Raw genomic sequence first — 10,471 nt, 5'->3', positions numbered from 1 at the left:
AATGCTTTCCGGCCTTGGAACAAGCGCTCAAGGAGTCGGTACGCTTCGAAGAGTTTAGCACGACTTCGGGGAATATAATGATATGGGACCTGACAGCTAGACCTTTGGGAGGCGGTCATCGCGCGCCGAGCAGCCAGGACCCACCACGCTTGGCCAAGCGCAATGCCCCCGTCATTTGCCGGAAGTTGTTGAGGAACCCGCAAGGTCACACCGTAACGCGCACAAGCGACCGTAGTAGCGTCGATGAGCAGGCGGTTTTGCCAACAGCCTCCGCCACCCAACAGGATGGGATCGGTCAAGTGCGGACGCGCCACCCCCACGAGCGTTTCGGCAACGACGTAGTGAAACGCTGCGGCCCACTCAGGTATGGCCGTTGCAGCGGCAAAGCGCGCCACCCACGACCACCACCCCTGCCAATTGGCTTCGGGTTCCCAGTGGGGTTCCCCATCAGTGGCGAGCCGTCCCACGAAACTCGGTGCACGCCCGGCGTCGAACGCCCGCGCCGCTGCGCTCTCGAGCCGCAGCGCCGCCTCACCTTCGAAGGTGTTATACGCACAGAGTCCCAAAAGCGCCGAAACGGCGTCGAACCAGCGCCCCAGGCTCGACGTGGTCCCGATCGACCCGTTTGGGCAAGAGCGGAGCCAGTGCCACAGTCGTTCGACCTCGGCAGAGTGCGGCCAGCGGATACCGAGCGCCTGCGCCGCTGCGGCGCGCCGCGCCCACCACTCGCGAAGCACGGCCTCATCCCCCATTGCGCGCGCCAATACCGCGACCGCAAGCCGCCACGGCTCTCGTGCGGCGCGATCCCCTCCCGGAAGCGCAAGCAGCGGAAAATGGTCAAGCCGCCGCCACTGTCCGCATGCGTCAAATTGCAGCAGTTCGCCCCCCCACGCTTCGCCCCCTTCGCCCCAACCAAAACCATCGAGGGACCACCCCACCCAAGGCCCTGCGGTTTCCGGCGCGGTTTCGGCAATCACCGCCGCAAGGTGCGCCGGATGGTGCCAGACCGGAATGCACTGCGCTTGCCACTCTGCCGCGAGCTGCTCGGCAAGGCGTCGGGAAAGGGCGTCGGGGTGGGCGTCATGGGCAATCCAGCGCGGTGTCACCCCAAGCCACCCGCGCCAATGGGTCAATGTGCGCCACGCATGGTCGAACGTCTCTCGGTTGGTCAATTCGCCCAGATAGGGGGTCAAGAAGGCTTTATCCGCAACGACAAACGCCGCCGCCAGTTTCAGATCGCTGCCAAGCGCAACACCTGGTTCGTCCGCCTGAACGCCCCCGAGCACGACCGCTTCGGGCACGAAACCCCGCGCGCGGCGGATGGGAATCGGGTTGCCGTCACGGCGTGTGCGCACCACCGAATCGTCCGCCCGTTGCGCAATCGGACGGTCGTGCGTCAAAAAGCCGTCCACGCAATCGGCCAAAGCGGCAAACGCTTCGCCGTCGTCGGCAGCAAGCGGCGCGCCGCTTCGGTTGCCACTCGTCATCACCAGAAAGAGCGGGTGCGGTTTGTCGAGCCAGTCGGTGCCGACGGGTCGCCCACACGCTTCGTGCCACAATAGGAGGTGAAGCGGTGTGGTCGGACGCATCACGCCAAGCCACGCCAACCCAGGCGCCAAGGCGTCAAGCGCAGCAACCGCCGCGCCATCCAGATCGCGCCGAATCGCGGTCAGCACGATCGGCGCTTCTGCGCTTTCGAACACACGTCGATCCGCCTCGGTCCAGTCGACCCATTCGGCAAGCGAAATGGCGTTAAGACCCATCACCGCAAACGGCTTTGTCGGCCGCCGTTTGCGCGCCCGCAATGTCGCGACCACTTCTGGCGCGCGCGCGTCGCACACCAATTGAAACCCACCGAGCCCTTTGAGCGCGACGATGCCACCCGCTTGGACACACGCCAGCGCCAACGCGATCGGATCGCCTGAAACCGGCTGGCCGCTGCGATCGAGAAAACGTAATTGCGGGCCACACACCGGGCACGCCGTGGTCTCGGCATGGTAGCGGCGGTTCGTCGGGTCGTCGAATTCCCGCTGACATTCGGGACAGAGGGGAAAGGCGGCCAAAGTCGTCGCGGCCCGCGCGTACGGAAGTGCGGTACTCACCGTGTAGCGCGGCCCACACGCGGTGCATGCCACGAACGGATAGCGCCAGCGCCGGTCGTGGGGATCACAGAGTTCGGCCATACAGTCGCGACAGACGGCGCGGTCGGGGGCAAGCGCCAATCCACCATCCGCCCCGTTGGGCAAGATGACGAATCGCCGATTACCGTCCGCTGCCGCCCGTTGGCCAAGTTCTGCAAATCGTTCGGGTGGATCGGAGCAGACCTCGATCGCGTCGATGCGTGCAGCAGGAGGCGCTTCGGTGCGGAGGCGCTCCAGAAAGCGGGCGACGTCCCCTTCTATGATCGCAACTTCCACCCCCCAGCCGACATTTCGCACCCACCCTGCAACGCCAAGCGCCTGCGCTATGCGGGCGACGAAAGGGCGGAAGCCCACCCCTTGCACGCGTCCGCGGATCAAGAAGCGACGCACGCGGCGTAACGCCTTTCGATCCACGCCAACCACCGGTCGAACCCTTCCCCGGTTCGCGCCGAGACGAGCAGCGTTTCGATCCCCGGACGGACACGGGCCGCATAGTCGCTCGCTTGTGCGACGTCGAACGGGACGTAAGGCAAAAGGTCGATCTTGTTCAACACCATCACGTCGGAGACGGCGAAGATGTCGGGGTATTTGAGCGGTTTGTCCTCTCCTTCGGTCACCGAAAGCAACGCCACCTTCGCATGCTCCCCCAGGTCGAACGCCGCAGGACAGACAAGATTGCCGACGTTTTCGATCAACAGGATCGCCCCTTCCGGGGGATCGAGCGCCTCAAGCGCATGGCCTACCTGATGGGCATCCAAATGGCACCCCTTCCCAGTGTTGATCTGAATCGCTGGCACCCCCGTGGCGCGGATCCGTTCGGCATCAAAGCTCGTCTGTTGATCGCCTTCGATCACCGCCAGCGGGTAGCGCGCTTTGAGCATTTCGATCGTTTTGACCAGCAGCGTCGTCTTGCCCGACCCCGGACTCGAAACGAAATTGAGCGCAAGGATCCGCCGCTCGGCAAAGAAACGGCGGTTCGCTTCCGCGAAGTGGTTGTTGTGGCTCAGGATGTCCTGTTCGATTTGCACCATGCGCGTTGGACTCATTCCCGGCGCATGGGCGCGTGCCGGTCCGACGCCGAAATCGATCCGTCCTTCGGCGCTCGTTACGTGCTGAGCCGGAGCCTTGTCATGGGGATGGGCGTGCGAATGGGCATGATGCGGATGGTGGTGGTGGTCGTGGTGGTGGTAATGGTTATGGTGGTGATGGTCGTGGGAATACCCGTGGTCCGGTTCGTGGTCGTGGTGATGGGGTTCGATCGTAGCTGTACCACAGCCGCATACGGTGCACATGGTTCGCTCTCCTCATTCGATCTCGATCGCCTGTACCCGCATTTCGGTACCGGCAGTGGGCTGTAACGGGTAAGCGCCACATTCGGGGCACGGGTCATAGCGGGCGGTAATCGCTACCGTCCGTTCGCACCGCGAGCAGTAGGCGGCACCCTCGATCCGCTCGATGCGTAATTCGGCGCCTTCGGCAAGCGTACCACGGCTCACCGCGTCGAAGCAGAAGGTGAGCGCCTCGGGTTCGACGCACGAAAGCGCACCGATCTCCACAATCACCGCGCGAATGCGCCGCGCGCCTTCCGCAGCGGCTCTCTCTTCGGCAAGCCGAACCACGCTTTCCGCAAGCGCCATCTCATGCATCGCGTACCTCGAAACAATCCAGCACACTCAGGCGCCAGCTCAGAATCCCCTTGCACGGTATCCGCAAAAGAGCTCTCTTTTACCTCATGCGGCAAGGAACAGCGCCCCAACCGCCGCCACCGCCACCCCAGCAACGCGCAGCGCAACCGCCTCACCGCGCCAGCGCCCCGAGCGCGCGACACGCGCCAGGCCAATGCCGGCGATATGCAACGCCGTACTCATCAGCGCCATTCCCAAACCATAAGAAACCGCCAGGTGTGGCGACACCACCTCCAACCCATGGACATGACCGTGAAAGAGGCCAAAGAGCGCGACTACGGCGCTCGCGACCGCTTCAGGGAAGCGCACCGCAAACGCCAACATGAGGCCAAGGACCAAAAGGGAGAGCTGCACCCCAGTTTCGGGAGCGGGCATGGCCCACCCGGCAATCGCGGTCGCAAAGCCGACGATGAGTGCGCCAACGAACGCCATGGGCAACCGCCACAGCGCTTGCCCGCCGACGAATCCTGCCCACAGTCCAACGGCAACCATTGCCAAAAGATGATCGAACCCGCTCACGGGGTGAACCAACCCGGAAAAAAACCCGGTAACCGGATGAACGCCGGTATGGGCCCAGACCAACGACGGAGCCCCCAAAAAGAGCCCCATCCAGGTGATGATCTTCGTCATGGTGTTTCTCCTGGATCGACAATCGAACGGACAGACCTGATCCTACACGATTATTGTAGAGAAACCATCAACCTTGTTGCTACCACCGCTGCAGACGCGGTTTTGCTGCTTATAATGAGTACTTCAGGGGAGGAACCATGGCCACCGAACGACAACGCACGGCACCCGGGTTGCTTGCGGCGCTGCATCAGGCCCGCTTGCGTTGGGGGAACCCGCTTGAAGAACCGGCGCTTGCGGAACTGAGCGCCGCTTTTGCCCTTCCGCCAGGCGAAATCGCTGCAACCGCCTCGTTCTACCACTTCTTCCAAACCCCTCCTGCGCGCTACCAGATCCACTTCATCGATCACGTCGTCGACCACCACGCAGGAATCGAAGCGCTCTGCAACCGCCTCTGCGCGGCGTTTGCGATCCAACCGGGAGAACGCACCGCCGACGCGCACCTTTTCGTCGGCTGGACCGCCTGCGCCGGCCTTTCGGATCAAGCGCCAGCAGCGATCGTGAACGGGCGACCCCTTCCCGCGCTGACACCCGAGCGAATCGATGCGATCATCGACGCGATCCGCGCTCAAATCCCCGTTGCCGAATGGCCCGCCGAATGGTTTGCCGTCGCCAACCCCGTCTATCGCCGCGGCCCACTCCTCACCTGGCTCCACGCCACCCCGGCCGCGGCGGTACTCGAACAGCTGAGCGCACGCGAACCTGAAGCGATCCTCCAGGCAGTGGCAGACGCCGGTTTGCGAGGTCGTGGTGGCGCGGGCTTTCCCACCGCAACCAAATGGCGCTTCTGCCGCGAAACGGCGGACCCCACACGCTATCTCATCTGCAACGCTGACGAAGGCGAACCAGGCACTTTCAAAGATCGGTTGCTGCTCACCCACTACCCGGACCACCTCTTCGCTGGAATGACCCTTGCCGCGCGCGCGATCGGCGCCCAAACCGCGATGCTCTACCTGCGGTACGAATACCAGTATCTGCTGCCCAAGCTGGAAGCGGCACGCGAGCGCATCCTAGCGGCGCAATCGCAGCTGCCGCCCTCTGAGCGCATCACGCTCGAAATCGCGCTCGGTGCCGGCGCGTACGTGTGCGGGGAAGAGTCGGCGTTGATCGAATCGCTCGAAGGAAAACCGGGCCGCCCCCGGGTCCGCCCACCGTTTCCGGTGACCTCAGGGTATTTGGGTCAACCTACGGTGGTCAATAACGTCGAAACGCTCGTTGCGGTTGCCGCGATCGTGGGGAACGGCCCCCAGTGGTGGCGCTCGATGGGAACACCTGACTCCAGTGGCCCGAAACTCTTTTGCGTGAGTGGTGACGTCGCCCGGCCCGGTCTCTACGAATTTCCCTACGGCGTTGCGCTGGGCGACCTGATCACCGCTGCGCGCCCGCTCGGCACCCCGTACGCCATTCAGGTTTCCGGACCGTCAGGGACGCTGCTACCGGCCACCCCCGAACAGTTGGCGCGGCCGCTCGCGTTCGAAGCGCTTCCCTGTAACGGCACGGTGATGGTTTTTGACGAGCGCCGTGACCCGGTGGCGATCGTGCGCCACTTCGCCCGTTTCTTCGCCCATGAAAGCTGCGGCTTTTGCACCCCCTGCCGGGTGGGCACCCAGCTCATCGCCAAAACCTTCGCCAAAATCGCCGCAGGCTACGCCACCCGGTTCGACTTGGAGCGGCTTGCCCCGGCGCTGGAAGCGATGCGGCTCGCGAGTAACTGCGGATTCGGCCTTTCTGCCGGCAACCCGGTGCGCGACCTCATCGCGTACTTCCGCCCGCGTCTTGACGCCCACCTCCAACCGCACGACTTCCTTCCGGCGTTCTCGCTCGATGCGGAGCTAGCCGCAACGCGCCGACTCACCGGCCGCGACGATACCCACGCCCACTTGGCGCAATTCGAACAACCGGAGGCGGCGCGATGACCCCTTTCCACACGCACGACACCACCTCTCTGGAGCGCTGCCGATGGCCCCAATGACCTCCCCTTTTGCCAGCGAAACATTCACCCTGGACGGCAAACCAACCCCGTTCGCCCCGGGGCAAACGGTGCTCGAAGCAGCGCTTGCCGCCGGCCACTACATCCCCCACCTCTGCTGGCACCCTGAGATGGGAAACCACGGCTCCTGCCGTCTCTGTGTGGTCGAAGCAAACGGCCGCATCCACGCAAGCTGCGCCCTCCCGGCGCAACCGGGACTCCAGGTGGTGAGCAAAAGCGAGACGCTGACCCGGGTGCGGCGCACGCTTCTGGAAATGCTCTTTGCCGAAGGCAACCACTTCTGCCCCGGTTGCGAAAAGAGCGGCGATTGTCTGCTGCAAGCGCTCGCCTACGCCCATGGGATGACCGCGTCGCACTTCGACCCCTTCTACCCGCAGCGCCGAATCGACGCAAGCCACCCCGACCTCTGGCTCGACCCCAACCGCTGCATTCTCTGTGGGCTTTGCGTGCGCGCAAGTCTTGCCGAAGGGAAAGAGGCGCTCGTGATCGGCGGACGCGGCATCGCGTCGCGCCTTCTGGCAACGAGCCCAAGCGGGCTCTTGGGCGACACCGCGCTTGCCGCAACCGACCGCGCCGCCCGGATCTGCCCAGTGGGCGCCCTCAACTTCAAGGAGGTGGGATTCGCCTCCCCGATCGGCAAACGGCGTTTCGACCACCGCCCGCCTGAGGCGATGAGCGACAAGGAGCGCTACACATGACCGCTACGGCGCCAACAACCACGCCACCTCGTAAAATCCGCATCGCCACCGCGTCGCTTGCGGGTTGCTTCGGTTGCCACATGTCGTTTGCCGACATCGACACCCGCCTCCTTGCGCTTAGTGAGTGGGTCACGTTCGACCGCTCACCCCTCACCGACTGGAAAACCGTGGGCGAATGCGACATCGCGCTCATCGAAGGGGGGGTGTGTAACGCCGAAAACGTCGAGGTGTTGCGTGCCTTTCGTCGTGCCGCGCGGATCCTGGTCGCGGTGGGTGCCTGCGCGATCAACGGCGGGCTTCCGGCGCAGCGCAACCACCATCGGGTGGAAGCGCTCCTCACCCACGTTTTTGAAACCGATCGCCACCTTGCCCCCGGCAGCCGCGTGCCCAACGACCCGGAGCTGCCGCTTCTTCTTGAGCACGTTCATCCGATCCACGAAATCGTCCGGGTCGACTACTACCTTCCCGGTTGCCCCCCCACCGCGGAAGTGATCTGGACCTTCCTCATGGACCTCCTCGCTGGTCGCGAACCCCACTTTCCCTACCCGATGCTGCGCTACGATTGAGAAGCACCATGACCGAGCTCGTCCCCCAAACCGTCTCTGGCCATCCGTCGCTACCTGCCAACGCCACGCGGCGGGTTGCAATCGACCCGCTCTCTCGCGTCGAAGGGCACGGCAAAGTCACCATCTGGCTCGACGACGACGGTCAAGTCGTCGAAGCGCGGCTGCATATCGTCGAATTTCGTGGTTTCGAGGCGTTCATCGTCGGCCGTCCCTATTGGGAAGCCCCCGTGGTGGTGCAGCGTCTCTGTGGGATCTGCCCCGTTTCGCACCACCTGGCCGCGGCCAAAGCGCTCGACCGGCTGGTTGGGGTCGAGCAGTTACCCCCCACCGCCGAAAAATTGCGGCGGCTGATGCACTACGGCCAGGTGTTGCAATCGCACGCGTTGCACTTTTTCTACCTCGCTGCACCCGACCTCCTCTTGGGGTTTGGCGCCGACCCCGCGCAGCGCAACGTCGTCGGCTTGGCCGCCCAGCAACCGGAGCTGGCACGCAAAGGGATCTTAGTGCGCCAATTCGGCCAAGAATGCATCGAAGCCACAGCGGGCAAACGGATCCATGGCACGAGCGCGGTGCCCGGCGGCGTCCACAAGAATCTGAGCCGCCGCGAACGGATGGCCCTTCTGGCGCGCGCGCCAGAGATCCGGACCTGGTGTGAAGAGGCAGTGGCACTCATCGAGCAGCTGTTCGCCGAGCACGCCCCCTTCTTCGCCCAGTTTGGTTCGCTGCAGACGAAGACCTTTTCGCTCGTTGCCGCCGACGGCAGCCTTGACCTCTACGACGGTGCGTTTCGCGTCAAAGAGGCAAACGGCGCCCTCCTCATCGACCACTTCGACCCCAGCGCTTACGACCAACTCCTTGTCGAAGCAGTGCGGCCGTGGAGCTACATGAAATTCCCCTACCTCAAGGCCTACGGCGAACCCGACGGCTTCTACCGCGTCGGCCCTTCGGCGCGGCTCATCAACTGCGCACGGCTCACCACCCCGCGCGCGGAAGCGGCACGCCAGCGCTTCCTGGCATTCGACCAAGGCGCTGTGGCACACACGACGCTCGGCTATCATTGGGCGCGGCTCATCGAAATGCTCCACTGCGCCGAACTAATCGAAACGCTCCTCACCGATCCCGATCTGGAGGGGGGAGCATTGCGCGCCAGCGGCGCGCGCCAACACCGGGGCGTTGGCGTGATCGAAGCCCCCCGCGGCACCCTCATTCACCATTACGAAGTGGGTGACGACGACCTCATCACCTACTGCAACCTCATCGTCTCCACCACCCACAACAACGCGGTAATGAACCAGGCGGTCACCACCGTCGCCAAAACCTTCCTCTCTGGCGCAACGATCACCGAAGCGCTCCTCAACCACATCGAAGTGGCGGTGCGCGCGTTCGACCCGTGCCTCTCCTGCGCCACCCATGCGCTCGGGCAGATGCCGTTTGAGGTTTCGCTCCACCACAAAGATTCCCCTACCCCGATCGATCGGCTCGTCCGCCATAGCGACGGCACCCTCGAACGTCCCGCACACACCCTTTCGCCTGGAGGGAACAGGACATGAGGGCTTGGCAGCCGTTGGGCAGCCCCCCTCCCCCCGCGCCACCCCCAGGGGCGATCCTCATCCTCGCCTGTGGCAACGACCTACGGGGCGATGACGCGCTGGGTGCCTGTTTCGTTGCCGAAATCGAAAAAGCAAAGCAGGCCCTTCCCCCTGCTTGGCGGGAGGCGATCAGCACCCATTGGCAATTGCAATGGGGCCCCGAAACGGCGCTCCTTCTGGCAAACCGCCAGCTCGTCTGCCTGGTCGACGCGTGCCCACCCCCCTGCACCGCAAAACCCAACGACGTGGGAACCGCTGCATTGCCCTTCGTCGCCACGCGACTTGAACCCCCAACGGGGGATCTAACGCCGCTTCTTGCAAGCGTTGGCACCCACCAGGTCTCGCCCGTCGCACTCCTTGCTTCCGCCCTGTTGTTGGGCGTGCCGCTTCCCGAATCGATCTGGCAGATTGCGATTCCTGGCGCTCACTTTGCCCTGGGTGCCCCCCTTTCACCGCTCGCCACCTGCGCGCTTGCCGCAACGCTCGACTGGTTCTGGCCCTGGATCGGTGCGCAAACCGTATGTGCCGAAACACCGCGCTCCTTTTTTCGCTGACGCTTGCGCTTGCGAACGGTTCCAGCCACGCGACGACCCTCTACCGCTGCCTAGGAGCAAACGGTACTGAGACGTGGCAAGAACGCCCCTGTCCGCACGGGCAGGCAGTCACGGTGGCGCCGCAGCCTTTCATCGACCGCAGCGCGCCGCCCCCTTCTGCCCGCGAAACGCCCTCTGTGCCCGCACAATCCCGACAAAAACGCGCAGACGCGCCGCCGCTTGACCCAGCCACACGGGTGCGCCTTCAGGAGATCGAGCACGAGATCGCGCAGCTTCTTGCCGAGCAACGTGCGCTCAAAGCGCAACTCGAAGCCGATCTCGCAGCGCTTCGCATTGCACCGCTTCCTGACGATCCTCGTAGCAAAAAAGCGGCTCACCAAGCGAGAGAGACGCAGATTCGCGAACGTGAACGGCGCTATCGGGCCGAAGTGCGCGTGCTCGAAACCCGGATCAAGGGGCTACAGAGCGAAGCCAAGGCGTTACGGGCCCAGCGCTGAGACCGTACGCCTTAGCCGTCAAACGACAAGGGGGTGGTGCCCAGGAGAGGACTCGAACCTCCACGCCTTGCGGCGCTGGAACCTAAATCCAGTGCGTCTACCAATTCCGCCACCTGGGCACGAA

At 64.2% G+C, this 10,471-nt stretch carries 10 protein-coding genes and 1 tRNA gene; 6 read left to right on the top strand and 5 right to left on the bottom strand.

Features of this window, described 5'->3' with window-relative positions:
* From hypF to KUL93_RS07725, 4 genes are all read right to left on the bottom strand, one after another.
* Window positions 1-2,531, bottom strand: a 2,531-nt coding sequence (hypF, locus tag KUL93_RS07740; RefSeq protein WP_217126496.1) for a carbamoyltransferase HypF, incomplete at its 3' end; no start/stop codon positions are given.
* On the bottom strand, window positions 2,516-3,433 hold the full coding sequence (hypB, locus tag KUL93_RS07735; RefSeq protein ID WP_217126495.1) for a hydrogenase nickel incorporation protein HypB: 918 nt from the start codon (window positions 3,431-3,433) through the stop codon (window positions 2,516-2,518). The genes hypB and hypF, both read right to left, overlap by 16 nt.
* Before the next feature lie 12 nt (window positions 3,434-3,445).
* On the bottom strand, window positions 3,446-3,787 hold the full coding sequence (gene hypA / locus KUL93_RS07730) for a hydrogenase maturation nickel metallochaperone HypA (RefSeq protein ID WP_217126494.1): 342 nt from the start codon (window positions 3,785-3,787) through the stop codon (window positions 3,446-3,448).
* 84 nt (window positions 3,788-3,871) lie between these two features.
* The gene (locus KUL93_RS07725; RefSeq protein ID WP_217126493.1) at window positions 3,872-4,456 is read right to left on the bottom strand and encodes a HupE/UreJ family protein; all 585 of its coding nucleotides are present in this window, start codon (window positions 4,454-4,456) and stop codon (window positions 3,872-3,874) included.
* 137 nt (window positions 4,457-4,593) lie between these two features.
* On the opposite strand from KUL93_RS07725, the gene KUL93_RS07720 reads away from it, so the two are divergent.
* From KUL93_RS07720 to KUL93_RS07695, 6 genes are read left to right on the top strand one after another with little or no spacing between them, the layout of a single operon-like run.
* On the top strand, window positions 4,594-6,369 hold the full coding sequence (locus KUL93_RS07720) for an NADH-ubiquinone oxidoreductase-F iron-sulfur binding region domain-containing protein (RefSeq protein WP_217126492.1): 1,776 nt from the start codon (window positions 4,594-4,596) through the stop codon (window positions 6,367-6,369).
* Between the two features lie 52 nt (window positions 6,370-6,421).
* The gene (locus tag KUL93_RS07715) at window positions 6,422-7,141 is read left to right on the top strand and encodes a 2Fe-2S iron-sulfur cluster-binding protein (protein ID WP_430408207.1); all 720 of its coding nucleotides are present in this window, start codon (window positions 6,422-6,424) and stop codon (window positions 7,139-7,141) included.
* Window positions 7,138-7,707, top strand: coding sequence for an NADH-quinone oxidoreductase subunit B family protein (locus tag KUL93_RS07710; RefSeq protein WP_217126490.1), 570 nt, complete (start codon window positions 7,138-7,140; stop codon window positions 7,705-7,707). Before KUL93_RS07715 ends, KUL93_RS07710 begins: the two co-directional genes overlap by 4 nt.
* 8 nt (window positions 7,708-7,715) lie before the next feature.
* Window positions 7,716-9,257: a Ni/Fe hydrogenase subunit alpha gene (locus tag KUL93_RS07705; protein WP_217126489.1), complete on the top strand. Its 1,542-nt coding sequence runs from the start codon at window positions 7,716-7,718 to the stop codon at window positions 9,255-9,257.
* Window positions 9,254-9,850 carry a hypothetical protein gene (locus tag KUL93_RS07700; protein WP_217126488.1) on the top strand — a complete coding sequence of 199 codons (597 nt, stop codon included), beginning with the start codon at window positions 9,254-9,256 and terminating at the stop codon, window positions 9,848-9,850. Before KUL93_RS07705 ends, KUL93_RS07700 begins: the two co-directional genes overlap by 4 nt.
* Entirely contained in the window at window positions 9,817-10,347 is a 531-nt protein-coding gene (locus tag KUL93_RS07695) for a hypothetical protein (RefSeq protein WP_217126487.1), read from the top strand. Before KUL93_RS07700 ends, KUL93_RS07695 begins: the two co-directional genes overlap by 34 nt.
* A 34-nt stretch (window positions 10,348-10,381) precedes the next feature.
* Here KUL93_RS07695 and KUL93_RS07690 read toward each other — a convergent pair.
* Window positions 10,382-10,466 (bottom strand) — tRNA-Leu (locus KUL93_RS07690).
* Between the last annotated feature and the right edge of the window lie 5 nt (window positions 10,467-10,471).

This window comes from Hydrogenophilus thiooxidans (assembly GCF_019049855.1).
Lineage (GTDB): Bacteria > Pseudomonadota > Gammaproteobacteria > Burkholderiales > Rhodocyclaceae > Hydrogenophilus > Hydrogenophilus thiooxidans.
This window is presented reverse-complemented; position numbering and strand designations above follow the sequence as displayed.